This window comes from Streptomyces sp. NPDC042346 (assembly GCF_055581845.1).
The window spans coordinates 13,662-39,671 of record NZ_JBVJEH010000012.1; the positions used below are offsets into that span (position 1 = coordinate 13,662).

At 73.4% G+C, this 26,010-nt stretch carries 23 protein-coding genes; 10 read left to right on the forward strand and 13 right to left on the reverse strand.

From position 1 onward, the window contains the following. Positions 1 to 10: 10 nt before the first annotated feature. From ACZ6K0_RS35485 to ACZ6K0_RS35520, 8 genes are all read right to left on the reverse strand, one after another. The gene (locus tag ACZ6K0_RS35485) at positions 11 to 1,237 is read right to left on the reverse strand and encodes a Gfo/Idh/MocA family protein (protein WP_376407652.1); all 1,227 of its coding nucleotides are present in this window, start codon (positions 1,235 to 1,237) and stop codon (positions 11 to 13) included. Positions 1,238 to 1,352: 115 nt separating this feature from the next. Then, the gene (locus ACZ6K0_RS35490; RefSeq protein WP_469235357.1) at positions 1,353 to 2,396 is read right to left on the reverse strand and encodes a substrate-binding domain-containing protein; all 1,044 of its coding nucleotides are present in this window, start codon (positions 2,394 to 2,396) and stop codon (positions 1,353 to 1,355) included. Positions 2,397 to 2,462: 66 nt separating this feature from the next. Continuing rightward, positions 2,463 to 3,464, reverse strand: coding sequence for an ABC transporter permease (locus tag ACZ6K0_RS35495; protein ID WP_376407656.1), 1,002 nt, complete (start codon positions 3,462 to 3,464; stop codon positions 2,463 to 2,465). After that, positions 3,461 to 4,984, reverse strand: coding sequence for a sugar ABC transporter ATP-binding protein (locus ACZ6K0_RS35500; RefSeq protein WP_469235359.1), 1,524 nt, complete (start codon positions 4,982 to 4,984; stop codon positions 3,461 to 3,463). Before ACZ6K0_RS35500 ends, ACZ6K0_RS35495 begins: the two co-directional genes overlap by 4 nt. Positions 4,985 to 5,206: 222 nt before the next feature. Further along, positions 5,207 to 6,388 (reverse strand): ROK family transcriptional regulator, encoded by a 1,182-nt coding sequence (locus ACZ6K0_RS35505; protein WP_376408006.1) that lies wholly within the window; start codon positions 6,386 to 6,388, stop codon positions 5,207 to 5,209. A gap of 158 nt (positions 6,389 to 6,546) precedes the next feature. Next, the gene (locus ACZ6K0_RS35510; RefSeq protein WP_469235362.1) at positions 6,547 to 7,134 is read right to left on the reverse strand and encodes a class F sortase; all 588 of its coding nucleotides are present in this window, start codon (positions 7,132 to 7,134) and stop codon (positions 6,547 to 6,549) included. 317 nt (positions 7,135 to 7,451) lie between these two features. Further along, on the reverse strand, positions 7,452 to 8,066 hold the full coding sequence (locus ACZ6K0_RS35515) for a cupredoxin domain-containing protein (protein WP_469235363.1): 615 nt from the start codon (positions 8,064 to 8,066) through the stop codon (positions 7,452 to 7,454). A gap of 169 nt (positions 8,067 to 8,235) precedes the next feature. Next, a complete protein-coding gene (locus tag ACZ6K0_RS35520; RefSeq protein WP_376407664.1) occupies positions 8,236 to 9,192 on the reverse strand; it encodes a beta-ketoacyl-ACP synthase III in 957 nt (318 codons plus the stop codon). Positions 9,193 to 9,427: 235 nt separating this feature from the next. Between ACZ6K0_RS35520 and fdhD the strand changes: the two genes are divergently transcribed. After that, on the forward strand, positions 9,428 to 10,255 hold the full coding sequence (gene fdhD, locus ACZ6K0_RS35525; RefSeq protein WP_376407666.1) for a formate dehydrogenase accessory sulfurtransferase FdhD: 828 nt from the start codon (positions 9,428 to 9,430) through the stop codon (positions 10,253 to 10,255). A 101-nt stretch (positions 10,256 to 10,356) separates the two neighbouring features. Then, on the forward strand, positions 10,357 to 11,331 hold the full coding sequence (locus ACZ6K0_RS35530) for an oxidoreductase (protein WP_469235366.1): 975 nt from the start codon (positions 10,357 to 10,359) through the stop codon (positions 11,329 to 11,331). Positions 11,332 to 11,363: 32 nt separating this feature from the next. Here the strand turns inward: ACZ6K0_RS35530 and ACZ6K0_RS35535 are convergent, their stop codons facing one another. The 3 genes from ACZ6K0_RS35535 to ACZ6K0_RS35545 are packed head-to-tail and all read right to left on the reverse strand — an operon-like array spanning position 11,364 to position 13,352. Further along, positions 11,364 to 11,747, reverse strand: a complete 384-nt coding sequence (locus ACZ6K0_RS35535; RefSeq protein ID WP_056647137.1) for a hypothetical protein — start codon at positions 11,745 to 11,747, stop codon at positions 11,364 to 11,366. Next, on the reverse strand, positions 11,744 to 12,265 hold the full coding sequence (locus ACZ6K0_RS35540) for an isochorismatase family protein (RefSeq protein ID WP_469235368.1): 522 nt from the start codon (positions 12,263 to 12,265) through the stop codon (positions 11,744 to 11,746). The genes ACZ6K0_RS35535 and ACZ6K0_RS35540 overlap by 4 nt, the downstream gene beginning before the upstream one ends. Positions 12,266 to 12,290: 25 nt before the next feature. After that, positions 12,291 to 13,352 carry a bile acid:sodium symporter family protein gene (locus tag ACZ6K0_RS35545; RefSeq protein WP_469235370.1) on the reverse strand — a complete coding sequence of 354 codons (1,062 nt, stop codon included), beginning with the start codon at positions 13,350 to 13,352 and terminating at the stop codon, positions 12,291 to 12,293. Between the two features lie 158 nt (positions 13,353 to 13,510). On the opposite strand from ACZ6K0_RS35545, the gene ACZ6K0_RS35550 reads away from it, so the two are divergent. The 7 genes from ACZ6K0_RS35550 to ACZ6K0_RS35580 all read left to right on the forward strand — a co-directional run bounded on the left by ACZ6K0_RS35550 (position 13,511) and on the right by ACZ6K0_RS35580 (position 22,981). Next, positions 13,511 to 14,386, forward strand: a complete 876-nt coding sequence (locus tag ACZ6K0_RS35550; protein ID WP_376407676.1) for a LysR substrate-binding domain-containing protein — start codon at positions 13,511 to 13,513, stop codon at positions 14,384 to 14,386. A 447-nt stretch (positions 14,387 to 14,833) separates the two neighbouring features. Then, positions 14,834 to 16,663: an AMP-dependent synthetase/ligase gene (locus ACZ6K0_RS35555; protein ID WP_469235373.1), complete on the forward strand. Its 1,830-nt coding sequence runs from the start codon at positions 14,834 to 14,836 to the stop codon at positions 16,661 to 16,663. 113 nt (positions 16,664 to 16,776) lie between these two features. Then, positions 16,777 to 18,063 carry an ABC transporter substrate-binding protein gene (locus ACZ6K0_RS35560; RefSeq protein WP_469235375.1) on the forward strand — a complete coding sequence of 429 codons (1,287 nt, stop codon included), beginning with the start codon at positions 16,777 to 16,779 and terminating at the stop codon, positions 18,061 to 18,063. A gap of 12 nt (positions 18,064 to 18,075) precedes the next feature. Then, positions 18,076 to 20,850: an ABC transporter permease subunit gene (locus ACZ6K0_RS35565; protein ID WP_469235377.1), complete on the forward strand. Its 2,775-nt coding sequence runs from the start codon at positions 18,076 to 18,078 to the stop codon at positions 20,848 to 20,850. After that, positions 20,847 to 21,641 carry an ABC transporter ATP-binding protein gene (locus tag ACZ6K0_RS35570; protein WP_469235378.1) on the forward strand — a complete coding sequence of 265 codons (795 nt, stop codon included), beginning with the start codon at positions 20,847 to 20,849 and terminating at the stop codon, positions 21,639 to 21,641. Before ACZ6K0_RS35565 ends, ACZ6K0_RS35570 begins: the two co-directional genes overlap by 4 nt. A gap of 63 nt (positions 21,642 to 21,704) precedes the next feature. Then, positions 21,705 to 22,499, forward strand: a complete 795-nt coding sequence (locus ACZ6K0_RS35575; protein ID WP_376408009.1) for an aldo/keto reductase — start codon at positions 21,705 to 21,707, stop codon at positions 22,497 to 22,499. Between the two features lie 17 nt (positions 22,500 to 22,516). Further along, the gene (locus ACZ6K0_RS35580) at positions 22,517 to 22,981 is read left to right on the forward strand and encodes an RICIN domain-containing protein (RefSeq protein ID WP_376407686.1); all 465 of its coding nucleotides are present in this window, start codon (positions 22,517 to 22,519) and stop codon (positions 22,979 to 22,981) included. 21 nt (positions 22,982 to 23,002) lie between these two features. Here ACZ6K0_RS35580 and ACZ6K0_RS35585 read toward each other — a convergent pair whose 3' ends face one another. Continuing rightward, a complete protein-coding gene (locus ACZ6K0_RS35585; protein WP_469235381.1) occupies positions 23,003 to 23,941 on the reverse strand; it encodes a class I SAM-dependent methyltransferase in 939 nt (312 codons plus the stop codon). Positions 23,942 to 24,073: 132 nt separating this feature from the next. Continuing rightward, positions 24,074 to 25,006, reverse strand: coding sequence for an AraC family transcriptional regulator (locus ACZ6K0_RS35590; RefSeq protein WP_376407691.1), 933 nt, complete (start codon positions 25,004 to 25,006; stop codon positions 24,074 to 24,076). Between the two features lie 106 nt (positions 25,007 to 25,112). Here ACZ6K0_RS35590 and ACZ6K0_RS35595 point away from each other — a divergent pair, with 106 nt between their 5' ends. Beyond that, the gene (locus ACZ6K0_RS35595) at positions 25,113 to 25,976 is read left to right on the forward strand and encodes an NmrA family NAD(P)-binding protein (protein WP_469235382.1); all 864 of its coding nucleotides are present in this window, start codon (positions 25,113 to 25,115) and stop codon (positions 25,974 to 25,976) included. The last annotated feature ends 34 nt before the right edge of the window (positions 25,977 to 26,010 follow it).

A 26,010-nucleotide genomic window follows, 5' to 3' on the forward strand; every position in this document is an offset into this window, starting at 1 on the left:
CGGGCGCCTCCTAGCGCGGTACGGGGGTGGGCAGGGGGGCGGGTACGGGGGTGTAGACGGCGTTGTTCCGCGCGCTGTCCTCCACGGCTGCCAGGACCCGCTGGACCTGGAGGCCGTCGGCGAAGGAGGGGGTGGGGGCGGTGCCGTTCGCGATGGCGTGGACGAGGTCGCGGGCCTGGTGGGCGAAGGTGTGCTCGTAGCCGAGTGCGTGACCGGGTGGCCACCAGCCCTCCAGGTACGGGTGGTCCGGTTCGGTCACGAGGATGCGGCGGAATCCGGCGGTGACGGCGGGCTCGGTGTGGTCGTGGAAGGAGAGTTCGTTGAGCCGTTCGAGGTCGAAGGCGAGGGAGCCCTTCTCGCCGTTGAGTTCGAGGCGCAGCGCGTTCTTGCGGCCGGCGGCCATGCGGGTGGCCTCGAAGGACGCCAGTGCCCCGGAGGCGAGCCGGCCGGTGAAGAGGGCCGCGTCGTCGACCGTGACCTGCCCGTACGCCTCCGATCCCGCTCCCCCGGCGAGGCCGCCCGGGGCGAGGCCCGTGAGGAGGGGCCGTTCGCGTACGAAGGTCTCGGTGAGCGCCGACACCCCGGTGAGCGGCTCCCCCGCCAGGTACTGGGCGAGGTCGACGGCGTGCGCGCCGAGGTCGCCGAGGGCTCCCGAGCCGGCGTGTTCGCGTTCCAGGCGCCAGCTCAGCGGGAAGCCGCGGTCGACGAGCCAGTCCTGGAGGTAGGTGACGCGGAGGTGTCGCAGTTCGCCGAGGCGGCCGTCCGCGACGAGCTGTCGTGCGTACGAAAGGGCGGGCACCCGGCGGTAGTTGAAGCCGACCATGGCGATCTGGCCCCGGGCGGCGGCGGCCTCGGCGGCCGCCGCCATGGTCTCGGCCTCGGCGACCGAGTTGGCGAGGGGTTTCTCGCACAGGACGTGTTTGCCGGCTTCCAGGGCGGCGACGGCGATCTCCGCATGGCTGTCGCCCGGGGTGCAGATGTCGACGAGCTGGACGTCGTCGCGGGCGATCAGGGTGCGCCAGTCGGTCTCGGCTGCGGCCCAGCCGTGGCGGCGGGCGGCGGCCCTGACGGCGTCGGGGTCGCGTCCGGCGACGGCGGCGAGGACGGGCCGCAGCGGCAGCTCGAAGGCGCGGCCGGCGGTGCGCCAGCCCTGCGAGTGGGCGGCGCCCATGAAGGCGTAGCCGACCATGCCGACGCCGAGCGTCGGCGGTGCGGCCCCGCTCTCCGTCGTGTCCATACGGTTCCTCCGTTTCGTGGTGCGGCAGGTACTGCTCCCGGGGCGGTCGAACCACGGGGTCGGTCGGCGGGATCCGCCAGAAGGTGCGGTCAGCTGGATCGGCCGACGGGTGCGGTCAGTTGAAGCCGGTGGGCAGGTACTCGTCGACGTTGTCCTTGGTGACGACGGCCGAGTAGAGGGTGATCGAGGCGGGGATCTCCAGTTCGGCCATGCCGCCGATGCCCTTCTTCTGGCCGAGGGTGCGGGCGAGGTCGATCGCGGAGGCGGCCATGGTCGGCGGGTAGAGGACGGTGGCCTTGAGGACGCCGTCGTCGGCCTTGATGGCGTCCATGGCGGACTTGGCTCCGGCGCCGCCGACCATGAGGAAGTCCTTGCGGCCGGCCTGGGCGATGGCGCGGAGCGCGCCGACGCCCTGGTCGTCGTCGTGGTTCCAGAGGGCGTCGAACGACGGCTGGGCCTGGAGGAGTTGGGCCATCTTGGCCTGGCCGGACTCGACGGTGAAGTCGGCGGCCTGGCGGGCGACCTTGCGGATGTTGGGGTAGTTCTTGAGGGCGTCGTCGAAGCCCTGGGTGCGCTGCTTGGTGAGTTCCAGGCTGTCCATGCCGGCGAGTTCGATCACCTTGGCGTCGGGCTTGTCCTTGAGCTGTTCGCCGATGAACCGGCCGGCGTTGAGGCCCATGCCGTAGTTGTCGCCGCCGATCCAGCAGCGGTAGGCCTGCGGGGAGGCGAAGACGCGGTCGAGGTTGATGACGGGGATGCCGGCCTTCATGGCCTGGAGGCCGACCTGGGTGAGGGCCTTGCCGTCGGCGGGGAGGATGACGAGGACGTCGACCTTCTTGTTGATGAGGGTCTGGACCTGGCCGATCTGGACGGCGGTCTCGTTGGAGCCCTCGGTGATCTCCAGGGTGACGTCGGCGTACTTCTTCGCGCGCTGCTGGGCGTTCTCGTTGATGGCGTTGAGCCAGCCGTGGTCGGCCTGCGGGCCGGCGAAGCCGATGGTGACGGGGGTGCCGGGCTTGTCGTCGGCGCCGGGGGCGGCGGCGGAACTCGCCGCGGGTGCCTGGTTCTTGGGTTCGTTGCTCGTGCAGGCGGTGAGGAAGGCTCCGGCGGAGACGGCCGCGCCGCCGAGGAGGAGGTGTCTGCGGCTGGTTTCGGGCATGGCTGTGGATCCCTTCGGGAGAGGGGTGGAACGCGCGGGCGGGAGGGGAGGGGGAGGGGCCGGTCGTCAGGTGTCGCCGTCGTGCGCCGAGCGGCGCTGGACGAGGACGGCGGCGACGATGATGGCGCCCTTGGCGATCTGCTGGACGTCGCTCTGCAGGTTGTTCAGGGCGAAGATGTTGGTGATCGTGGTGAAGACGAGGACGCCGAGGACGGAGCCGACGATGGTGCCGCGGCCGCCGCTGAGGAGGGTGCCGCCGATGATGGCGGCGGCGATGGCGTCGAGCTCGTACAGGTTGCCGTTGGTGTTCTGGCCGGATCCCGCGAGGACGATCAGCAGGAACGCGGCGATGCCGCAGCACAGTCCGGAAAGGACGTAGAGGAGGAGTCGCTGGCGGCGGACGTCGATGCCGGCGAGGCGGGCGGCCTCGGGGTTGCCGCCGACGGCGACCGTGCGGCGGCCGAAGGTGGTGCGGTTGAGCAACAGCCATCCGGCGCCGGTGACGGCGGCGAAGACGAGGACCAGCGGGGGAATGCCGAGGACGTACGCGTCGGGGACGCCGAGGTCGAGGACGGAGTCGACGGTGACGATCTGCGTGCGGCCGTCGGTGATCTGGAGGGCGAGGCCGCGGGCCGAGGCGAGCATGGCCAGGGTGGCGATGAAGGGGACCATCCCGCCGTACGCGACGAGGACGCCGTTCACGAGGCCGCAGCCCACGCCGACGGCGACGGCCGTGAAGAGGATGCCGGCGAAGCCGAACTCCTGGGTGGCGAGGGTGGTGGCCCAGACGGAGGCGAGGGCGACGATCGCGCCGACGGACAGGTCGATGCCGCCGCTCGTGATGACGAAGGTCATGCCGACGGTGACGACGCCGATCACGGAGGCCTGGGTCAGGACGAGTTGGAGATTGGAGGTGGCGAGGAACTCGGCGGGCCGGGTGAGGCCGCCGACGGCGACCAGGACGGCGAGGACGCCGAGCAGGGACAGGTTGCGGACGTCGGCCCTGAGGCCGAGGGCGCGCCAACGGCCTTCCTCGGCCGGGGCCTTGGCCGGGGTGGTGAGGGTCATGCGGTCGGGCTCCCTTCCATCACGAGGTCGAGTACGCGGTGTTCGTCGAGGTCGCGGGCGGGCGCCGTGTGGACGACGCGGCCTTCGCGGAGCACGAGGACGCGGTCGGCGAGGCCGAGGACCTCGGGGACCTCGCTGGAGACGAGGAGGACGGCGAGGCCGTCGTCGGCGAGGCGGCGGATGACGGCGTACAGCTCGGCGCGGGCGCCGACGTCGACGCCGCGGGTGGGTTCGTCGAGGAGGAGGACGCGACAGCCGCGAAGGAGCCAGCGGGCGAGGACGGCCTTCTGCTGGTTCCCGCCGGAGAGGGTGCGGACGCGGGCCTCGGGGCGGTCGGGGCGGAGGGAGAGCGTACGGGTGGCGGCGCGGGCGGCTTCGCGTTCGGCGGCGCGGTCGATCCAGCCGGCCCGGGAGTAGCGGGCGAGGGAGGAGACGGAGACGTTGCGGGTGACGGATTCGAGGAGGAGCAGGCCCTGTGCCTTGCGTTCCTCGGGGGCGAGGCCGAGTCCGGCGCGGACGGCGGCGGGGACGCTGCCGGGGCGCAGGGGCCGGCCGTCGACGAGGACGCGGCCGGCGGTGGGGCGGCGTGCCCCGTAGATCGTCTCCAGGATCTCGGAGCGGCCCGAGCCGACGAGTCCGGCGAGGCCGACGATCTCGCCGGGGCGGAGTTCGAGGTCGACCGCCGCGAACTCGCCTTTTCTGGTGAGGCCTTGGACCTGGAGGACGGGTTCGGCGGTGGGCGGGGCGGTGGGGCGTTCGGGGAAGACGTAGGGGACGTCCCGGCCGGTCATGAGGGCGACGACGTCGCGGGTGGGTGTGGTGGCGGGCAGTCCGCGGGCGACGGCCCGGCCGTCCTTGAGGACGGTGACGCGGTCGCCGATGCGGCGGATCTCCTCCAGGCGGTGGGAGATGTAGACGACGGCGACGCCGTCGGCGGTGAGGTCGGCGACGATCCGGAAGAGGTTGGCGACCTCGTCGGGGTCGAGGGCGGCGGAGGGTTCGTCCATGACGATGAGGCGGACGTCGTGGGAGAGGGCGCGGGCCATGGAGACGATCTGCCGTTGGGCGGCGGAGAGTTCGCGGAGGTGCCGGTCCGGGTCGATCTCGGGGTGGCCGAGTCGTGCGAGGAGTGCGGTGGTGGCGGTGCGGGCGGCCCGGCCGCGGACGAACCCGGCGGTGGTGGGTTCGTGGCCGAGGTGGACGTTCTCGGCGACGGTGAGCCCTTCGACGAGGTCGAGCTCCTGGTAGATGGTGGCGATGCCGAGGCGGACGGCGGCGCTCGGGGAGCGGAGCCGGACGGGTTCGCCGTTCCAGGTGATGTGGCCGGCGTCGGGCTGGTGGGCGCCGGCGAGGACCTTGATGAGGGTGGATTTGCCGGCGCCGTTCTGGCCGAGGAGGCAGTGGACCTCGCCGGGGGCGACGTCCAGGTCGACGCCGTCGAGGGCGCGGACGCCGGGGAAGGCCTTGGTGATGCCGGACATGGTGAGCAGCGGCGCGGGTGGGGGCGGTTCTGGGGTCATGGCGGAGTTCCCCTCGGCGAGTGCGGGTGACGCCGGAGCGGTGGGTGAGGACGGCCTGAGGGTGCGGGCCGGTGGGTGACGGGGGTCGGCCCGACGGTGCGGGCCGGTGGGTGGTGTGCGCCCCTGCGTTCCGCCCCGAGCGGAACGCAGGCCCACACGCCACCTGGGGCCCGTCCGTCACCGGCCGGCGGGCTGACGGACGGCGGGCTGACGGACGGCGGGCTACGCCGGGGAGAAGAGGTGGTCGCTGATGAGGCGGGCCGCGCCGGTCACTCCGGCGGTCTGGCCGAGCTCTCCGAGGACGATGGGGAGGTTGCCGGTGGCCAGGGGCAGGGACTGCCGGTAGACCTGGGTGCGGACACTGGCGAGGAGGTTGTGGCCGAGGCCGGTGACACCGCCCCCGATCACCACCAGACCGGGGTTGAAGAAGCTGACGAGTCCGGCGATGACCTGCCCGACCCTGTTGCCGCCCTCGCGGATGAGGGCGAGGGAGGTGGCGTCGCCCGCGGCGGCGGCCGCCGCGACGTCGACCGCGGTGAGCCGGCCGGCCGCCGCGAGGCGGGCCGCGAGCTCCTCCGACCTGCCGCCGCGCGCCGCGTCCTCGGCGTCGCGGGCCAGGGCGGCGCCGCTGAAGTGGGCTTCCAGGCAGCCCGTGTTGCCGCAGGCGCAGGCGCGGCCTTCGGGGTCGACCTGGATGTGGCCGATGTCGCCGGCGCTGCCCGTCGTACCGCGGTAGACCTCGCCGCCGACGACGATGCCGCAGCCGATGCCGGTGCCGATCTTGACGCAGAGGAAGTCGGCGACGGAGCGGGCGACGCCGGCGTGCTGCTCCCCCATGGCCATGAGGTTCACGTCGTTGTCGACCATGACGGGGCAGCCGAGTTCCTGGCTGAGGGCCTCCCTGACGGGGAAGCCGTCCCAGCCGGGCATGATCGGCGGGGCGACCGGGACGCCCTCGGGGAAGCGGACGGGTCCGGGGACGCCGATCCCGGCGCCGTCGAATCCTTCCGCGATTCCCGTGTCGCGGAGTTTCGCCGCCATCGACAGGGCCTGCTCGAAGACGGCGACGGGTCCTTCGCGGACGTCCATGGGGTGGTTGAGGTGCCCGAGCACCTCCAACTCGGCGTTGGTGACGGCGACATCGATCGAGGTGGCGCCGATGTCGATGCCGAGGAAGCGGAGTTCGGGCGCGAGACGGATGTTGTGGGAGCGGCGGCCGCCCCGGGAGGCGGCCAGGCCGTCGGCGACGACGAGTCCGGTCTCCAGGAGGCGGTCGACCTCGACGGCGAGCTTGGAGCGGGAGAGGTCGATCTGATCGCCCAGCTGTGCGCGGGAGTTGGGTCCCCCGTCGCGCAGGAGGCGGAGGAGTCGTGCCTGATGCCGGTTGGCGGGTCGTGCCGTCATGCGTCTCACGCGCCCCTCCCTCTCGTCGCACGCGCTCCTTCGGGCTTTCGGCAGGAACGTAGCAGCGGGGTTCCGGGGTGGGAAGAAGTTGCGCAGGAATCCGGGCCGACTTTCTCCCGGATGGGGACAAAGAAGGGGTGCGGTCGGGAGAAGGAGGGTCAACGGACCTCGACGAGGCGGGCCGACACCACCACGTTGCCCGCGTAGCCGCTCTCCCGGGTGAAGGCGCCGCCGCAGGTGATGAGCCGCAGTTCGGGGTGGCCGGAGTCGCCGTAGACCCGTGCGGCGGGGAAGTTCTCCTTGGGGACGACCTCGACGCCGTACACGGAGAAGACCGCGGTCCGGCCGTCGCGGCGGGCGATCTCCACGCGGTGGCCCTTGGCGAGGGCGCCGAGGTCGTAGAAGACGGCCCGGCCGCTCGGGGTGTCGACATGGCCGACGACGACGGCGGTGCCGCGCTCGCCGGGGGTGACGGCGCCGGTGAACCAGCCTGCGAGGTGGTCGTCCTCGGGCGGCGGGGCGTCGATCCAGCCGTCCGCGTCGAGGCCGACCTCCGTGACGGGCGCGTCGACCCGGACCGCCGGAACGCGGACCCGTACGGGCGGCGAGGCGGGCAGCGGATCCGGTACGGAGGCGGGGGCGGGCCGCGCGTCGGCCGCCCGGGTCCCGTCGGGGGCGGCGACGGCGAGGGGCTGCGGGGGGCCTTCGGCGCGGAGCTCCGCAGCGCCTCCGCGTACGAGGTGCACGCCGACGAGGAGGACGACGGCTACGACGCCCCAGGCACCGCGCGTGCCCGCGCCGCGCGTCCCCGTAGCGCGTGTACCCGCAGCACGCGTACCCGTAGCGCGTGCACCCGCAGCACGCGTATCTGCACCGCGCGTCCCCGTACCCGCGTCACGTGTCCCCGTGCCGCTCGGCCCCGCTCCGCGCGTCCCCGCTCCGTTCGGCCCCTGCACGCCGGCGCTCCTCCGATTCCGCGTGGGTGTGTGGAAGCCCCTCCGCCCCGGTCCTCGTCACACCGGGGTGGAGGGGCGGTCTCGGACCCCCCTGGTTCCGGCGGCCGTCAGGCGCTGCCACCGGCGCCGCGGCGGCGGGTCAGGACGACGGCGGCGCCGAGCGCTCCGGCGATCAGCAGGGCACCGGTGCCGAGTTCGACGGCGCCGAGTCCTTCGTCGGCGGCACCGGCCTCGGAGCCGAACCCGGCCTTCACGCCCTTGTGGGCACCGGGGGACGTGTCGGGCACCGTGACGTCGCCCGTGCCGTGGTCCGGGCCGGGGTGCGGGGCGATGGTGAGGTTCGTGGTGCCGCGCTCGCCCTTGCAGTCGAAAGTGATCTCGTAGCGGGCGCCGGCCTTGGCGTCGAAGTCGACGGTGGCGGTGCCCGAGCGGCCCTCGTTCAGGGTCACCGTGTCGAACACACCGGAGGTGACGGTCACGGACGGCACTTCGCAGCCGTCGGAGGTGAGGGTGACGGTGCCGCCGGGGGCGACCGTCGCGGGGGTGATGGAGAACCCGAACGACGTGATGTTCGGTTCGTTCTCCTCCGCCGGAGCCGCCAGGGCCGCCGGAGCTGTCGGAGCCGCCAGGGCCGCCGGCGCCGCCCAGGCCGCCGGCGTCGCGGCGAGCCCCAGGGCCGCGGCGGAGAGCAGGGCGGCGGAAGCGAGACGTATCGCGCGCATGACGGTCCTCCCGATCACGCGAGGGTGCGGAGGCGGAGCGATTCCGCGCCCGGTAACGGAAGACCCTCACCGCGATCGAAGCTAGGTGCGCCCCCGGCGCGCCGCCACCGGGCTCCGCCGAACGGGGCACGGCCGGCCCGGAGGCGCCTGCCCCGCTCCCCTGTTCCGGCTACGGGACCCGGATGACCTGCCCCGCGTACGAGAGGTTGCCGCCGAAGCCGAAGAGGAGGACCGGGGCGCCGGAGGGCAGCTCACCGCGCTCGACGAGCTTGGCGAGGGCCAGCGGGATCGAGGCGGCGGAGGTGTTGCCGGACTCGATGACGTCGCGGGCGACGATCGCGTTGACGGCGCCGATCTTCGCCGCGAGCGGCTCGATGATCCGCAGGTTGGCCTGGTGCAGGACCACGCCCGCGAGTTCCTCGGGGGCGATGCCGGACCGCTCGCAGGTCTTGCGGGCGAGCGCGGGCAGCTGCTGGGTGGCCCAGCGGTAGACCGACTGGCCCTCCTGGGCGAAGCGCGGCGGGGTGCCCTCGATCCGGACGGCGTTGCCCATCTCCGGGACCGATCCCCACAGGACGGGACCGATGCCGGGCACGTCGCCCGCGTCCGCGTCCTCCACGGCCTCGACGATCGCGGCGCCCGCGCCGTCGCCGACGAGGACGCAGGTGGTGCGGTCCGTCCAGTCGCAGACCTCGGTCATCTTGTCGGCGCCGATCACCAGGACCCGCTGGGCTCCCCCGGCGCGTACGGCGTGGTCGGCGGTGGCCAGGGCGTGGGTGAAGCCCGCGCAGACCACGTTCAGGTCCATGGTCGCGGGCGAGGCCATGCCGAGGCGGGCGGCGACGCGGGCGGCCGTGTTGGGCGAGCGGTCGATCGCCGTGGAGGTGGCGACGAGGACGAGGTCGATGTCCGCGGGGGTGAGCCCGGCGGACGCCAGGGCCTTGCCCGCGGCGTGGGCGGCCAGCTCGTCCACGGGCTCGTCCGGTCCGGCGACGTGCCGGGTGCGGATGCCGACCCGGCTGGTGATCCACGCGTCGTCGGTGTCGACCAGCTTCGCGAGGTCGTGGTTGGTGAGCACCTTGGCAGGCTGGTAGTGCCCGAGCGCGGCAATGCGAGTGCCCGTCATACCGGGACCCCCTCGGTGGTTCGTTCGTCCGGCAGGACCCCCCAGTCTTGCCAGCGACTGATCGGTAACAGGTGACGTAAACCACCAACATTCACCCGTACCGCTTGGCCGACCATGACAAGGACCGCTGTGGGGTAAGGGCCCCGAGTGACGGAGAATAGCCCCGTCAGGGCCGTTTCCGTCGCGATTTCGCGGCCTCGGGGCCTTCCACGCGAGAGAATCGAGTGCGATCACGATGGGACGGGTCACCGAGCGGCGGCGAGTCATGCGGATCCGTGACGGGGTGGTGAACACGCGGCCCGACACCCTGGTGGCCGAGGAGCCGCTGGAGATCCGGCTGAACGGCAAGCCGATCGCCATCACCATGCGTACCCCTGGGGACGACTTCGCGCTCGCGGCGGGCTTCCTCGTCAGCGAGGGCGTCCTCGCCGCCGCCTCGGACGTGCGGAACATCGTGTACTGCGCCGGGGCCACGGACGACGGCCGGAACACGTACAACGTGGTGGACGTGCAGCTGGCGCCGGATGTGGTCGTCCCCGACATCAGCCTGGAGCGGAACGTCTACACGACGTCGTCGTGCGGGCTGTGCGGGAAGGCCAGCCTGGACGCGGTGCGCACGACGGCGCGTTTCCCGATCGCCGACACTCCCCCGGTGCGGATCGCGCCGGCCCTGCTGTCCGTGCTGCCGGAGCGGCTGCGGGCGGCGCAGCGGGTCTTCGACTCGACGGGCGGGCTGCACGCGGCGGCGCTGTTCACGGAGGACGGCGAGCTGCTCGACGTACGGGAGGACGTGGGCCGGCACAACGCCGTGGACAAGCTGGTCGGGCGGGCGCTGCGGGAGGGGCTGCTGCCGCTGGGCCGGGTGGTGCTCCTGGTGTCGGGGCGGGCTTCGTTCGAGCTGGCGCAGAAGGCGGTGATGGCGGGGATTCCGGTGCTCGCGGCGGTGTCCGCGCCGTCCTCGCTCGCGGTGGACCTGGCGGCCGAGACGGGTCTGACGCTGGTCGGCTTCCTGCGCGGGGCGAACATGAACGTGTACGCGGGCGAGCACCGGATCGCCGTCTAGGGCCTGTCCGACCCTGGTCCGCCGGACAGGCCCTGGGGCCTGCCGTGCGTCACAGGTGAGGACTTGATCTAGACCTCACTCTAGATCGTAGCGTCGCCGGCATGACCAGCACTGATCAGCAGCCGCTCGGCTCGCCCTTCTCCGCCGCCAGCACCGCCCAGGACATCACCGCGGGCCTCGACCTCTCCGGCACGAGCGCCGTCGTGACCGGGGGCTACTCCGGACTCGGCCTGCAGACCACCCGCGCCCTGACAACCGCCGGAGCCCGGGTCGTCGTTCCCGCACGCCGACCCGACGTCGCCCGCGCCGCCCTCGCGGACGTGGAGGGCTGCGAGGTCGTTCCCATGGACCTGGCGGACCTCGGCAGTGTGCGCGCCGCAGCCGCGCGGATCGGCGGCTCCCTGACCAGGATCGATCTGCTCATGGCCGTCGCCGGAGTCATGGCGACGCCCGAACGGCACGTGGGGCCCGGCTGGGAGAGCCAGCTCACGGCCAACCACTTCGGGCACTTCGCCCTCGTCTGCGAGCTCTACCCGCTCCTGTCCGCCGCCGGCGGAGGTGCCCGCGTCGTGGTCAACAGCTCCGCCGGTCACGCCCTGACCGACATGCGCTGGCACGACCCGCACTTCCGTACCGGCTACGACAAGTGGCTGGCCTACGGCCAGGCCAAGACCGCCAACGCCCTCTTCGCGGTGCACCTCGACGCCCTCGGCCGCGGCGACGGCGTCCGCTCGTTCGCACTCCACCCGGGCAAGATCATCACCGGGCTGCAGCGGGAGATGGCGCTCCAGGAGCAGATCGACCGCGGGTGGGTGGACGAGCACGGCACGGTGATCGGCGCCGACTTCAAGACCCCGGCTCAGGGCGCCGCCACCGGCCTGTGGGCCGCTGTGTCCCCCCTCCTCGACGGCCTCGGCGGCCTCTATCTGGAGGACTGCGACGTCGCCGGCGTCTCCGCTCCCGACGCTCCCATGGACGACGGCGGGGTCCGCGCATACGCCGTCGCCCCGGATTCGGCCGCACGGCTGTGGGACCTGTCCGTCGCCGCGACCGGTGCCACCCCGATCGCCCGCTGACCCCGCACTGGCGGCGGCAGGAGGGCAGGTGCTCAGTTCTTCGGCGGGTCGATCATCTGGAGGGTGAGGGTGGCCGGGGGCTTCGCGATGCCGGGGCCGCCGGCCGCCGTCCAGGCGAGGATGTCGTCGAGGCAGTCCTCGTCGAGGGTGAAGCCGATCCAGGCGGCGCGGCCGCCCCGCCGACGGCCCTCGGTGGAGGGCTGGACGACGACGATGTTGGCCTGGGCGCAGGGGCCGAGGCAGTCGCTCGTACGGACGGCCAGCCGGCCGCCGGAGGCCGCGGCGGCCTCGCGGAGGCGGGCGAGCTGGGCGTCGTGGTCGGTGCCGGGGTTCTTGCGGGCGTCGCCGCAGCAGCAGCCGCGGCAGACGACGAGGGAGCAGGGGCGGGCCCCGTACCGTATCGGGACGGGTGTCACGCGGGGCCGTCCAGGGTGATCCCGGCGACTGGGGCGACGGTGCCGAGGCGGGGGAAGTCGAGCTCGACGGAGGCGCGGTGCTCGTCGGCGGTGAGGGCGGTCATGGCGTCCTCGGCGAAGACGAGGTCGTAGCCGAGGTCGCAGGCGGCGCGGGCGGTGGACTCGACGCCGAGGTTGGTGGCGATGCCGCCGAGGACGAGGGTCGTGGCGCCGGCCGCGGTGAGCAGTTCGTGGAGTCCGGTGTCGTGGAAGCCGCCGATGGTGCGCTTGACGACGACGGGGTCGCCGTCCTCGACGAGGTCGGGGACGAGTTCGCTGCCGGCGGGCTGGGTGGCGACGTTCGGTCGCTCGACCCGGATGTGGACGACGGGCGCTCCGGCGGCCCGGAAGGTGTCGGCGAGCCGGGCCGCTGCGGCGAGGACGTCGGTGCCGGGGCGCGGGGCGAGGGGCAGGGCGACGATGCGCTCCATCAGGTCGACGAGGACGAGCGCGGTGCGGCCGGGATCGAGTGAGGGCATGGGAGCACCGTAGCGGCCCGGATGATCACCGTGGGGCGGCTGGGGGTGTGATCCGGCCGACGGGTGCGGGGCTGTGGGCGGGGGCGGCCGGATGCGGCTCCTGCGGGTCGTGGGACCGGCGCCTGGCGATGACCGCGCAGACCATGAGCTGCATCTGGTGGAAGAGCATCAGCGGGAGGACGGCGAGCGAGGCGTGGGCGCCGAAGAGGACGCTGGCCATCGGCAGTCCGGCCGCCAGGCTCTTCTTCGATCCGGCGAACTGGATGGCGACGCGGTCGGCCCGGTCGAAGCCGAGCCGCTTCGCCCCGAACCAGGTCAGCGCGAGCATGACGGCGAGGAGGACGGCCTCGACGGCGAGGAGGAGTCCGAGGCGGGCCGGGGTCACGAGCTGCCAGACGCCGGTGACCATGCCGAGGCTGAAGGCGGTGTAGACGACGAGGAGGATCGAGCCGCGGTCCACGTAGCCGAGGACCTTCTTGTGGCGGACGAGGAAGCCGCCGACCCAGCGGCGCAGGAGCTGCCCGGCCACGAAGGGCACGAGGAGCTGGAGCACGATCTTCAGGAGGGAGTCGGCGGAGAGGCCGCCGGCGGTGCCGCCGAGGAGGAGGGCCGCGAGGAGCGGGGTGAGGACGATGCCGGCGAGGGAGGAGAAGGAGCCGGCGCAGATCGCGGCGGGAACGTTTCCGCGGGCGATCGAGGTGAAGGCGATGGAGGACTGGATGGTCGAGGGCACGAGGCAGAGGAAGAGCAGTCCGCCGTAGAGCTGTGGGGTGAGGACGGCGGGGACGAGCCCGCGGGCGGCGAGTCCGAGGAGCGGGAAGAGCAGGAAGGTGCAGGCGAGGACGGTGACGTGCAGCCGCCAGTGCCGGAGGCCGTCCAGGGCCTCGCGGGTGGAGAGCCGGGCCCCGTAGAGGAAGAAGAGCAGCGCCACGGCCGCGGTCGACGCGCCCTTCGCGACGGTGGCGGCGGCCCCGGAGGCGGGGAACAGCGCGGCGAGGCCGACGGTCCCGAGGAGCCCCAGGACGAACGCGTCGAAGGGGAACCAGGACGGCAGGCGGGGGATGCGGCGGGTGGTACGGGGGGTCATGGGCTTCAGCTCTGTGGAGTGCGGGAGGGGTGTTTCCCTTGATGTTCTTGGGGCTTCCCTCTGTGCTTCCATCCTGGTCCAGCGGATGGTGATCGGGAATCCCGTACAGCGCTCTGACTGTCATCGCGAACCGTGATGACAGGGGCTACGGTCGTCTCGTGTACGAACCGACGCAGCTGCGCACCTTCCTCGCCGTGGCCCAGACGCTGAGCTTCACGCAGGCGGCCCGCCGTCTCGGCGTGCGGCAGTCGACGGTCAGCCAGCACGTCCGGCGGCTCGAGGAGGCGACGGGGCGGCCGCTGTTCCTGCGGGACACGCACAGTGTGGAGCTGACGGAGGACGGCGAGGCGATGCTCGGTTTCGCGCGCGCGATCCTCCAGGCGCACGAGCGGGCGGCGGCCTGGTTCGGCGGGACGCGGCTGCGGGGGCGGCTGCGGTTCGGGGCGTCGGAGGACTTCGTGACGACCCGGCTGCCGGAGATCCTGGAGTCCTTCCGGCGGGAGCACCCCGAGGTCGACCTGGAGTTGACGGTCGAGCTTTCGGGGACGCTCCAGGCCCGGCTGGCGGCGGGCCGGCTGGATCTGATCCTGGCGAAGCGGCGCGGCGAGGCGGGTGAGGCCAGTGAGGGGCGGCTCGTCTGGCAGGACGCGCTGATCTGGATCGGGGCGCCGGGGCTGCGGGTCGAGCCGGACCGGCCGGTGCCGCTCATCCTGTTCCCGCCGCCGGGCATCACGCGGGCGCGGGCGCTGGAGGCGCTCCAGGCGCAGGGCCGGGCGTGGCGGATCGCGTGTACGAGTTCCAGCCTGAGCGCGAACGTCGCGGCGGCCCGGGCGGGTCTCGGGGTGATGGCGCACACGCGGGGCCTGGTGCCGGAGGGACTGGTCCCGGTGCCGGCCCGCGCGGGGCTTCCGGAGCTCGGCGAGGTCGGCTTCGTCCTGCTGCGGGGGCGGCGGGGCGGGGCGGCGCAGGAGGCGGCGGACGCGCTGGCGGAGGCGATCCTGGCGGGCGGCGACCGTCTGCACCGGCCGCGCTGAGCGGACCGCGACCGTCTCCACCGGCCTCGCTGAGCGGACCGCGACCGTCTCCACCGGCCGCGCCGAGCGGACGGCGACCGCCTGCCCGGGCCGCGCCGAGCGAGCGCTCGGGGAGCCCGTGCGGACCGGCCACGCCGTGTTCGTGCCGCCCTCCCGTGAGCAGGGGGTACAGATTCCGTGGAGATTCGCGCGGGGCGGACGTACCGAGCGGTCGGCAACGCGCGCACCGCATCGCCGACTTGGCCCGCTCACCCGCCCTGACCTGGAGGAACACGGAATGTCCCGGCTTGGTGAAGGCCCTCCCACCGGGCTGGCGGGTGGGGTACCGTCACCCGCGCCGTACGGAGCGCGACAGCGGTCCCTTTCAGCCACCGAGCCGTTGAGCCGTCGGGCCGTCGAAGTGTCGGGCCGTCCGGGTCGTCGAGCCGTCGAGGGAGGAGCAGGCCAGTGCGCGAGTTCACCGTGCCGCCCGTCGCGGCGGCGCCTCAGGTCGGCGGTCTGGCGGACGCCGTGTTCGATCACGCCCTCGCCGATCCGGAGCGGGTGACGCTCGGCCGCAAGGGCCGCGACGGGGTGTGGCGGGACGTGACGGCCGCGCGGTTCCGGGACGAGGTCCTCGCGCTCGCGAAGGGGCTGATCGCGCAGGGCGTGCGGTTCGGCGACCGGGTCGCGATCATGTCCCGTACGCGCTACGAGTGGACGCTCTTCGACTTCGCGCTGTGGACGCTGGGCGCGCAGCCCGTGCCGGTCTATCCGACGTCCTCGGCCGAGCAGGTCTTCTGGATGCTGCACGACGCCGAGGTCACGGCGTGCGTGGTGGAGCACGAGGACCACGCGATGACGATCGGGTCGGTGATCGACCGGCTCCCCCGGCTCCAGCGGCTGTGGCAGCTGGACTCGGGGGCGGGGGCCGTGGCCGAGCTGACGGCGGCGGGTGCGGAGATCGACGAGGACGTCGTGCAGCGGCACCGGCGGGCGGTGACGCCCGAGTCGGTGGCGACGGTCATCTACACGTCGGGGACGACCGGCCGCCCGAAGGGCTGTGTGATCACCCACGCCAATTTCATGTTCGAGTCGGACATGCTGACGGGCCGCTGGGACCCGGTGTTCCGGTCCCGGCCCGGGGAGCAGGCGTCGACGCTGCTGTTCCTGCCGCTGGCGCACGTCTTCGGGCGGATGGTGGAGGTGGCGGCGGTCCGGGCCGGGGTGAAGCTCGGCCACCAGCCCGTGATGGCGGCCTCGGAGCTGCTGCCGGACCTGTTGGCGTTCCGGCCGAGTTTCGTCCTCGCCGTTCCGTACGTGTTCGAGAAGGTCTTCCACGCGGCCCGGCGCAAGGCGGAGAGCGAGGGGCGGGCGGCGCCCTTCGACAAGGCCGTGGAGGTGGCGGTCGCGTACGCGGAGGCGCTGGAGCAGAAGGCGTTCGGCACCGGTCCGGGGCCGTCGGCGGCGCTGCGCGTGCAGCACCAGTTCTTCGAGAAGACGGTGTACGGGAAGGTCCGCGCCGCGCTGGGCGGGCGGATGCGGCACGCGATGTCGGGCGGTTCGGCGATGGACCGGCGGCAGGGCCTGTTCTTCGCGGGCGCGGGGATCACGGTCTTCGAGGGGTACGGGCTGACCGAGTCGTCCGCCGCCGCCACCGCGAACCCGCCGGAGCGGACCCGGTACGGCACGGTGGGGCAGCCGGTGCCGGGGACGACGGTGCACATCGCGGAGGACGGCGAGGTGTGGCTGCACGGCGGGCAGATCTTCTCCGGCTACCTCAACGATCCGCGGTCGACCGCGGCCGTCCTCAACGACGGCTGGCTCGCCACCGGCGACCTGGGCTCGCTGGACGAGGACGGCTATCTGACGATCACCGGGCGGAAGAAGGAGATCCTGGTGACCTCGGGCGGCAAGAGCGTCGCCCCTTCGGGTCTGGAGGAGCGGGTGCGGGCGCATCCGCTGATCGCCCAGTGCATCGTCGTCGGCAACGACCGGCCGTACATCGCGGCTCTGGTGACGATCGACCAGGAGGCGGTGGAGCACTGGCTGGCGATGCAGGGGCGGGCGCCGCTCTCGCCGGCTGAGCTGGTGCGCGACCCGTCGCTGGAGACGGAGATCCGGCGGGGTGTGGTGGCGGCCAACACCCTGGTCTCGCAGGCGGAGTCGATCCGTACGTTCCGGATCCTGGCGCATCCGTTCAGCGAGGAGCACGGGCTGCTGACCCCGTCGCTGAAGCTGAAGCGGAAGGCGATCGAGCGGGCGTACGGGGCGGAGGTCGAGGCGCTGTACGGGTGACCGGGGCGAAGATCAAGGGTTTCTGACGGACCATCAATTGACGTTGCGTCAGTTATTGACGGTTCATCAGCTCGGTCACAGAATGCGGTCACCCGACGGAGGGACGACCGACCGTGTTGCGACCGACCCGCACCCTGCGACCGATCCGCACCCTCGCCGCCGCAGCAGCGGCCCTGCTCCTCGCCACCGCCTGCAACTCCGCCTCGACCGGGGGGACGTCGGACGAGCCCGGCTCCCCCGGTGGCTCCGCACGCGGAGTCACCGCCGACACGATCAAGGTCGGCGGCATCGTCTCCATGACCACCGCGAGCGGCTACTCCAAGAAGGACACCGATCTCGGCGCCAAGGCGCGCTACGACCGGGCCAACGCCGAGGGCGGTGTCAACGGGCGCAGGATCGACTACCTGGGCGCCGAGGACGACGGCCAGGACCCGGCCAGGAACCTGGCGGCGGCCCGCAAACTCGTCCAGCAGGACAAGGTCTTCGCCGTCTCCCCCATGAGCTCGGTCACCTTCGCCGGAGCCGACTTCCTCGACGGCCAGAAGGTGCCCACCGTCGGCTGGGGCACGCTCCCCTCGTTCTGCGGTCCGAAGCACATCTACGGCTTCAACGGCTGCCTCGTCCCGACCCCGGGCGGCACCCTCAACCAGACCTGGCCCGAGGGGCTCGCCACCGTCCTCGGCGGCGCGCGGGGCAAGTCGGTCGCGCTGATCGCCGGCGACAACGACGCGGGCAAGTTCGGCATCCGTACCTTCACCCAGGGCTTCAAGGCGGCGGGCTTCCAGGTCGCGTACGCCAAGGCCGCGGTGCCCGCGACCTCGATGCCCAGCGACTGGTCGGCCTACACGAAGGAGATCCTCCGCTCGGGCCCGGGCGGCGGCGCGCCCGACGCCGTCGTCTCCGTGATGCAGACCCCGTACAACATCGGCCTGTTCACCGCGCTCAAGCGGTCCGGGTACAAGGGTGTCATCTCCGACCCGACCGACTACGACCCCGGCCTGCTCGCGAAGGACGCCACGCGGCAGGCGCTCGACGGGGTGCACGTGCTGCTGCAGTTCCAGCCGTTCGAGGCGGAGACCCCCGCGATGACGCAGTTCAAGGCGGACATCAGAAAGGCGGCGGGCGGGAAGGACGTGCCGCTCAACATGCACATGCTGACCGGATACATGTCGGCCGACCTCTTCCTGTCGATCGCCGCGAAGGCCGGCAAGGAGCTGACCGTCGACTCCTTCCAGCGGGCCGCGGCCGGCTTCTCCGACACCGGCACGCTCGTCGGGGACCGCGCCGAGCCCAAGGGGCAGAAGGAGAGCTTCGGCTGCGGGGCGCTCGTCCGGCTGAAGAACGGACGCTACGAGGTCGCGGTGCCGTTCAAGTGCTACCCGCCGATCCCCTTCGGCTGAGGGGCGCGCCCCGTGGGTGACCTGCTGGGCTTCGTACTGAGCGGTCTGGTCTCGGGCGCGCTGTACGCGCTGCTCGCGACCGGGCTCGTGCTTTCGTACTCCGCCTCCGGACTCTTCAACTTCGCGCACGGCGCCACCGCCTATCTCTGCGCGCTCGCCTTCTACGAGCTCCACTCCGGCTTCGGCTGGCCCGCCGTGCCGACGGCGCTCCTCCTCGTGTGCGTCGTCGCGCCCGCGCTCGGCTGGGGTCTGGACCGGCTGATGTTCCGCAAGCTGGCCCGGGTCGGGGAGACGGCCCAGATCGTGGCCACGATCGGCCTGCTCGTCGCGCTGCCCGCGGCGGGGCTGTGGGTGGTCGAGCTCCTGGAGCGGGCCGGCGCCCCGGTCCAGCCCGCCGAGAACCAGTTCGGGCTCCCCGGTGTCGGCCCGAGCCCGGCGGTGTCCTGGCAGCCCCTCGACGGCGTCGGCATCGACTCCGACCAGCTGATCACCTGGGTCGCCACGGCGCTCGTGGCCGCCGGGCTCTGGGTGCTGATGCGGCACACCCGGCTCGGGCTCCGGCTGCGGGCGGCCGTGGACAACCGCTCGCTGACGGAGCTGCGGGGCATCAGCGCGGACCGGCTGTCGTCGATCGCGTGGATGCTGTCGTCGGGTCTCGCGGGCCTCGCCGGGGTCCTCGCGACCCCGCTCCTCGGCCTCTCCGCCCACGACTACACGCTGTTCCTGTTCGTTTCGGCGACCGCGGCGGTCCTCGGGCGCTTCCTCTCGGTGCCGCTCGCGTTCGCGGGCGGCCTCGGACTCGGCGTGCTGCAGAACCTGGTGGCGGGGTACGCGTCGTTCGCCGAGGACATCACCGGCTTCCGTACGGCGGTGCCGTTCCTGATCCTCTTCGGCGGCCTCGTCGTCCTGGCGCGGCGCCGGCGCGCGGCGGGCACGGCGGCCGCGGACCCGCCGCCGGTCGACTATCTCGCCGGGAAGAGCGCGGGCCGCAGATGGGGCGCGTGGGTCGTCGCGGGCGCGCTCCTCGCCACCGCCTTCTACACGGTGACGACGCCGTTCTGGTCCGGGATCCTCGCGCAGGGGCTCGCGATCGGGCTCGTCCTCATGTCGTTCACCGTGGTCACGGGCCTCGGTGCGATGGTGTCGCTCGCCCAGGCCACGTTCGTGACGGGGGCGGCGCTGGTGGCCGGGCTGCTCATGAGCCACGGCTGGCCCTTCGTGGCCGCCGCGGCGGTCGGCACGGCCACGGCGGCGCTGCTCGGCGCGGTGGTCGCGCTGCCCGCGCTGCGGCTCGGCGGCCGGTCCCTCGCGCTCGCCACCCTGGCCCTCGCGTTCCTGGCGGACCAGGTGCTGTTCCAGGTGGGGTGGTTGCGCAACGGGGACACGGGGTGGGAGATCCCGCGCCCCGTCCTCGGCCCGGTGGACCTCGGCGACGACCGGGCGCTCGGGGTCGCGCTGGTACTGCTGTCCGGGGTGGTCGTGTGGCTGCTGACCTGGCTGCGCGGCTCCCGGTGGGGCCGGGCCGTGCTCGCGGTCCGCTCGGCGCCGGAGGCCGCCGCCGCCTCGGGGGTGTCGGTCGTCCGCACGAAGCTCCTGGTCTTCACGGTGTCGGCCGGCCTCGCGGGCTTCGGGGGCGTGCTGTACGCCTCGTACAACACGCGGATCACGGCGACGGACTTCACGGCGATGACGGGCCTGGTGTGGCTGGCGGTCGTGGTCGCGGCGGGGGTGCGGCGCCCGCAGTTCGCGGTGGTGGCGGGGCTGGCCTTCGCGGTCGTCCCGCATCTGCTGGCGACGTACGTGACGGAGTCCGCGCACCTGCCGGTCATCCTGTTCGGTCTGGCGGGCCTGGCCCTCGCGAACGACCCGGACGGGTACTGCGCGGCGCTGCCCTCGCGACGGGCGGCACGGAAGGCACGGGAGGCGCGCTCTCCGGTGCCGGAGGACGTGCCGGTGCCGGAGAACACGCAGGCGCCTGTACGAGGGCGGGTGTCGGCGTTGTCGGCGTCCGAGCATCCGCCCAAGCCCACGCCCGCGCCTACGCCCACGCCCACGCCGGAACCCTCGTCCGCACCCGAGCCCACGCCCCCGCCCGCGCTCGCGCTGCACGGCGTGCATGCCGGGTACGGGGGCGCGGCCGTCGTGCACGGGGTCGACCTGGAGGTCCGGGGCGGGGAGGTGCTCGTGCTCCTCGGGCCCAACGGGGCGGGGAAGTCGACGCTGTGCAGGGTGGCCGCGGGTCTGCTCCGGCCGTCCGCCGGGCACGTACGGGTGCACGGCCGGGACGCCACCCGGGACGGCCCCGTCCTGCGGGCCCGGCGCGGGATACGGCTCGCGCCCGAGGGGCGGGGGATCTTCGCCGGGCTCTCCATCGAGGAGAACCTGGCCCTCCAACTGCCCGCGCCCGAGGACCTCGACGCCGTGTACACGCGTTTCCCCGCGCTCGCAGCCCGCCGCTCCGTCGCCGCCGGCTCCCTCTCCGGCGGCGAGCAGCAGCTTCTCGCGCTCGCACCGCTCCTCCAGCACCCGCCCGCCGTCCTCGTCGCCGACGAGCCCTCCCTCGGCCTCGCGCCCCGGGTCGTGGACGAGGTGTTCCGCCTCCTCGCCGAGCTGCGGGCGAGCGGCACGGCGCTGCTCCTCGTCGAGGAGAAGGCAGCCGAGGTGCTCGGGGTCGCCGACACCGTCGCGTACCTCTCGCAGGGCGAGATCGCCTGGTCCGGGCCGCGGTCCGAGGTGGACACGGACCGGCTCGCCGAGGCCTATCTGGGGACGGGAGTCCGCCGATGACGAGCGCGCTGCTCAACGCCGCCGGGGTCGACGTCCGCTTCGGCGGCGTCCACGCCCTGCGGGACGTGTCGATCTCCGTACGCCCCGGAGAGGTCTGCGGCCTCATCGGGCCGAACGGCGCCGGCAAGACCACGCTGTTCGACGTCCTGTCCGGGATCCGGCGGCCCGACGGCGGGAGCATCGCGTTCGCGGGCGAGGACATCACCCGCCGCTCCCCCGTGTGGCGGGCCCGGCACGGGATCCGCCGGACCTTCCAGCGCCGGCAGCTGTTCGGGCAGCTGACGGTGTCCGACAACCTGATGGTGGCGCAGGACTGGCGGGGCGGTCCGGGGCCCGGTGCGCGCCGGCACCGCGAGCGGGCCGCCACCGTGCTCCGCGCGTGCGGGCTCGACGGGCTCACGGACGCGTACGCCGGCGCGCTGCCGGTCGGACAGGCCCGCATGGTCGAGCTGGCGCGGGCCCTCGCCGACCCGCCACGCCTGCTCCTCCTCGACGAACCCGCCTCCGGGACGACCGCCGAGGAGCGCCGCCGGCTCGCCGCCGTCGTCCGGCACGTGGCCGCCGAGGAGAACTGCGCGGTGCTGCTCGTCGAGCACAACGTGCCCTTCGTGATGGAGCTGTGCTCGCGTGTCGTGGTCCTGGACCTCGGCCGTGTCCTGGCCGAGGGGACGGCCGCCGAGGTCCGGGCCGACCCGGCCGTACGGGAGGCGTATCTCGGCACGTCTCCGGGCGGCGCGGAATGCGAGGGGGACGGAGATCGTTATACGGGGGATGATCCCCGACGACGTTAGGACCGAGCGCACGTGAGCACGGACAACAAGGTCCCCTCCCTCACCCTGAACAACGGCGTGCCGATGCCGCAGCTGGGCTTCGGCGTGTGGCAGGTGCCGGACGACGAGGCCGCGACGGCCGTGGCCACGGCCCTGGAGGCCGGCTACCGCTCGATCGACACCGCCGCGATCTACCAGAACGAGCGGGGCACCGGGCAGGCCGTCGCCGCCTCGGGGATCCCGCGCGAGGAGCTGTTCGTCACCACGAAGCTGTGGAACAGCGAGCAGGGTTACGACGCGACGATGCGCGCCTTCGACGCCTCGCTCGACAAGCTGGGCCTCGACCACGTCGACCTGTACCTGATCCACTGGCCGCTGCCGTCGAAGGACGCGTACGTCGACACGTACCGCGCGTTCGAGAAGATCCACGCGGACGGACGGGCGCGGGCGATCGGCGTCTCGAACTTCCTGCCCGAGCACCTGGAGCGGCTGATCGGCGAGACGTCGGTCGTGCCCGCCGTCAACCAGATCGAGCTCCACCCGCAGCTCCAGCAGACGGCCTCGCGCGAGGCGCACGCCCGGCACGGCATCGCGACGGAGGCGTGGTCGCCGCTCGGTCAGGGCAAGGGGCTCCTGGAGGTTCCGGCGATCGTGGCGATCGCGCGGAAGCACGAGCGGACGCCGGCCCAGGTGGTGCTGCGCTGGCACCTCCAGCTGGGGAACGTGGTGATCCCGAAGTCGGTGACCCCCTCGCGCATCCGCGAGAACATCGACGTCTTCGACTTCGTGCTCGACCCGGAGGACCTGGCGGCGATCGCCGCCCTCGACGAGAACCGCCGCATCGGGCCGGACCCGGCGGAGTTCCACGTCGGCGCGTGAGTGAAGGGGAACGAACAGTGAGTGGTGCCCCGGCGCCGGTCGAGCAGGGCCTCTACCAGATACGGAACATGGCGAGCGGGCTGCTGATGGAGATCTTCGAGGGGTCGGCCCGCAGCGGCGCCAAGGTGCAGCAGGGTTCCGAGAGCGGCACCCCGGGGCAGCAGTGGCACATCACGCCCGTGCCGAACGGCGGCGGGCTCTACCACCTGGTCAACGCGGCCAGCGGGAAGCGGCTCGACGTCATGAACGCGTCCACGGAGAACGGCGCGCTGATCCAGCAGTGGAAGCCGAACAACTTCGGCGCGCAGGAGTGGATCATCGAGCAGGACCTCCAGTCGCCGGGCACGGTGGCGCTGGTGAGCTTCGTCAGCGGTCTCTACCTGGAGGTCGCGGACGGCTCGCCGGAGACCGGCGCGTCCGTACGGCAGTGGGAGGACACCGACTCCCCGTCCCAGTGGTGGCGGTTGGAGCCGGTGTCCTGACGCGTGCCGCGGCCCGGGCCGTCAGCCCTTGCGGGCGGTGTGGACGGTGCGGGCCGTGAGGTGGAAGAGGTCCGTGCGGTGGTGCAGGGACCTCTCGTCGGCCGGGTCGAGAAGCCGGTCGAGCGTCTTGCGGTCGTCCGCGTCGATCCGGTCGCCGAAGCTCTCGCGCACGCGCTGGTAGTGCAGGACGGCCAGTTCGCGGACGACCGGGGAGACGGGCGCGGGGACGTCCGTGAGGAAGGTGCGGGTGCCGGCGGGGGTGAGTCCCGCGGCGGCGAGGAGCGCCCGCCAGTCGTCGGGCTCGTCGACGGAGCCGGGCGTTCCGGCGCGCATCTCGGCGAACCGGTCGGCGTAGGCGGCGTCGAGGCGGGCTTCGAGGCCCGGTCGGCCGATGCCGATGTGCCAGGGCAGGTGACGGGTGGGCAGGCCGCCCTCGACGAGCGCGATCAGGCCGCCGGGGCGCAGGATGCCGGCGAACTCCGCGAGCGCGGCCCGCTGGTCCCCGATGTGGTGCAGGGAGTTGCCGGCCCAGACGAGGTCGGCCTCGCCGAGGGTGCCGATGGCCTCGGGGAGTTCGGCGTGGAGGGTGGAGACCCGGGCGCCGAGGCCGCGGGACTCGGCGCGGTCGCGGGCCCGTACGAGGAGTTCGGGGGTGCCGTCGACGGCGACGGTCTCGGCGACCGGGAAGGCCTCCGCGAGCAGGCCGGTGACGACGCCGGGACCGCTGCCGATGTCGAGGACGCGCCGGATGCCGCAGACGGGGGCGAGGGTGCCGAGCCAGGCGGCGGCCTCGGCGTAGGCGGAGCTCGCGACCTCGGCCTGCCGTTCCAGGAGCGGACCGATCTGGTTCCAGTCCAGGTGGGTGCCGTCCTGGTGCGTACCGTCGTGGTGGTGGCCGTGCCCGTGACCGTGGTCCTGCCCGTGGTCGTGGCCCTGGTGGGATGCGCGGTGCTGACTCATGGTCCCAGGGTGCGACGGGACGGCGGAAAACGCGAGAAATGTTGCCGGTCTGGCAAAGAGCCGGGGCCCTGGCGAAGAGCAGGGACCCTGGCAAAGAACCGGGGGCCTGGCGAAGAGCCGGGGCCCTGTCGCTCAGTCGCGTGCGCGGTGTTCCTGCGGGCTGAGGCCGCGCACCCGCTTGAAGGCGGCGCTCAGGGCGAACGCGCCGCTGTAGCCGACCTGCCGGGCGACCGCCTCGACGGTGGCGTCCGTCTCGCGCAGCAGGTCGGCGGCGAGCGCGAGCCGCCAGCCCGTCAGATACGCCATCGGGGTCTCGCCGACGAGCTCGGCGAAGCGCCGGGCGAGCGCGGCCCGGGACACGCCCGACTTCGCCGCGAGCGAGGCGACGGTCCAGGGGTGGGCGGGGTCGTTCTGGAGGAGCCGGAGCGCCCGGCCGACGACCGGGTCGCCCATGGCCTTGTACCAGGCGGGCGCCTCGGCTCCGGGCCGGGAGAACCAGGCGCGGACGACGGCGATGAGCAGCAGGTCGAGGACCCGGTCGAGGACAACGGTCTGGCCGGGTTCGTCGCGGGCGATCTCCTCGTCGAGGAAGGGCATCAGCGGACAGGTCCACACGTCGGCGGGGATGTGGAGGAGGGCGGGCAGGGCGTCGAGCAGCCGACGGCCGACCTCGCCGTCCATCCGGTAGGTGCCGACGAGGAGGGTGTTGCCCCCGTCCGGGGCGTTGCCCCAGGTCCGGACGCCCAGGCGCATGGTCTGGGCGAGCGGCTCCCCGGTCAGGGTGGTGCAGCAGCCGTCGGGGCCGATCCGGGCGCGGGGCGGTGCGTCGGGCGCGTCGGCGACGGTGTACGGATCCGGGCCGCGGGCGATGGCGATGTCCCCGGGCCGCAGGAGGACGGGTTCACCGGTGTCGGGGACGATCCAGGCCTCGCCCTCGGTGACGCACATGAGGCAGAGGGGCGCGCCGTCCTCGATGCGCACGGACCACGGCGGCTCCATGATCATGCGGAGCAGGAAGGCGCCCTTGGCACGGGGCCCGTCGAGGAGTCCGGCGAGTGCGTCCATGGTTCGCAAGGGTACGGGCAGGGCTTCCGGGCGGGTGAGACGGAGGCGTAGGCGGATGAGACGGCGGAGCATGGGCGGCAGGGGCCGCGGGCGGGAGTCTTGAGACATGACGACGCACACGAACAACACGCAGAACGACCAGGCCCGCAGCACCCGGACGGTCCTCGTGACGAGCGCCTCCGGCAAGACCGGGCGGCGCGTGGCCGAGCGGCTCGGGGCGCTCGGGGCGACGGTCCGCGCCGGGTCCCGTACCGGAACGACCCCCTTCGACTGGGAGGCCCCGGAGACCTGGGGTCCGGCGCTGCGGGGCGCGGACGCCGCGTACGTGGCCTACTACCCGGACCTCGCCGCCCCCGGCGCGACCGAGGCGATGAGCACCTTCGGCCGGCTCGCGGCCGAGAGCGGGGTACGGCACCTGACGCTGCTGTCCGGGCGCGGGGAGCCCGAGGCGGTCGTGGCGGAGGAGGCGCTGCGGGAGGCGGCCGGCGGGGTCGGACTGACCGTCGTACGGGCCTCGTTCTTCGCGCAGAACTTCTCCGAGGGCCTGCTCGCGGAGGGTGTCGCGGCGGGGGCGCTGGTCTTCCCCGCGGGTGACACGGCGGAGCCGTTCATCGACGCGGACGACCTGGCGGACGTGGTCGTGGAGACGCTGACGGCGGAGGGGCACGCGGGGCGGGTGCACGAGGTGACGGGGCCGCGGCCGGTGTCCTTCGCGGAGGTGGCCGCGGAGATCTCGCGCGTCTCGGGTCGCCCGGTGGTCTACGAGGCGGTGCCGGAGGCGGAGTACGCGGGGCTCCTCACGGGGTTCGGTCTCCCGGCGCCGGAGGCCGAGTGGCTCGCGGCCCTGTTCGCGACGCTGCTCGACGGTCACAACGCGTCGGCGACGGACGGGGTGAAGCGGATCCTGGGCCGCGAGCCGCGCACGTTCGCGACGTTCGCGGCGGAGGCCTGGGGCGGTCCGGAGGCCTGAGGTGCTCCCAGAGCCTGAGGCGCGTCCGGGGTCC

Excerpts from the sequence above, each read along its gene's own strand:
- ACZ6K0_RS35485 (WP_376407652.1), bottom strand. The coding sequence starts at position 1,237 with ATGGACACGACGGAGAGCGGGGCCGCACCGCCGACGCTCGGCGTCGGC.
- ACZ6K0_RS35490 (WP_469235357.1), bottom strand. The coding sequence starts at position 2,396 with ATGCCCGAAACCAGCCGCAGACACCTCCTCCTCGGCGGCGCGGCCGTC.
- ACZ6K0_RS35495 (WP_376407656.1), bottom strand. The coding sequence starts at position 3,464 with ATGACCCTCACCACCCCGGCCAAGGCCCCGGCCGAGGAAGGCCGTTGG.
- ACZ6K0_RS35500 (WP_469235359.1), bottom strand. The coding sequence starts at position 4,984 with ATGACCCCAGAACCGCCCCCACCCGCGCCGCTGCTCACCATGTCCGGC.
- ACZ6K0_RS35505 (WP_376408006.1), bottom strand. The coding sequence starts at position 6,388 with ATGACGGCACGACCCGCCAACCGGCATCAGGCACGACTCCTCCGCCTC.
- ACZ6K0_RS35515 (WP_469235363.1), bottom strand. The coding sequence starts at position 8,066 with ATGCGCGCGATACGTCTCGCTTCCGCCGCCCTGCTCTCCGCCGCGGCC.
- ACZ6K0_RS35520 (WP_376407664.1), bottom strand. The coding sequence starts at position 9,192 with ATGACGGGCACTCGCATTGCCGCGCTCGGGCACTACCAGCCTGCCAAG.
- fdhD (WP_376407666.1), top strand. The coding sequence starts at position 9,428 with ATGGGACGGGTCACCGAGCGGCGGCGAGTCATGCGGATCCGTGACGGG.
- ACZ6K0_RS35530 (WP_469235366.1), top strand. The coding sequence starts at position 10,357 with ATGACCAGCACTGATCAGCAGCCGCTCGGCTCGCCCTTCTCCGCCGCC.
- ACZ6K0_RS35540 (WP_469235368.1), bottom strand. The coding sequence starts at position 12,265 with ATGCCCTCACTCGATCCCGGCCGCACCGCGCTCGTCCTCGTCGACCTG.
- ACZ6K0_RS35545 (WP_469235370.1), bottom strand. The coding sequence starts at position 13,352 with ATGACCCCCCGTACCACCCGCCGCATCCCCCGCCTGCCGTCCTGGTTC.
- ACZ6K0_RS35570 (WP_469235378.1), top strand. The coding sequence starts at position 20,847 with ATGACGAGCGCGCTGCTCAACGCCGCCGGGGTCGACGTCCGCTTCGGC.
- ACZ6K0_RS35575 (WP_376408009.1), top strand. The coding sequence starts at position 21,705 with ATGCCGCAGCTGGGCTTCGGCGTGTGGCAGGTGCCGGACGACGAGGCC.
- ACZ6K0_RS35585 (WP_469235381.1), bottom strand. The coding sequence starts at position 23,941 with ATGAGTCAGCACCGCGCATCCCACCAGGGCCACGACCACGGGCAGGAC.
- ACZ6K0_RS35590 (WP_376407691.1), bottom strand. The coding sequence starts at position 25,006 with ATGGACGCACTCGCCGGACTCCTCGACGGGCCCCGTGCCAAGGGCGCC.
- ACZ6K0_RS35595 (WP_469235382.1), top strand. The coding sequence starts at position 25,113 with ATGACGACGCACACGAACAACACGCAGAACGACCAGGCCCGCAGCACC.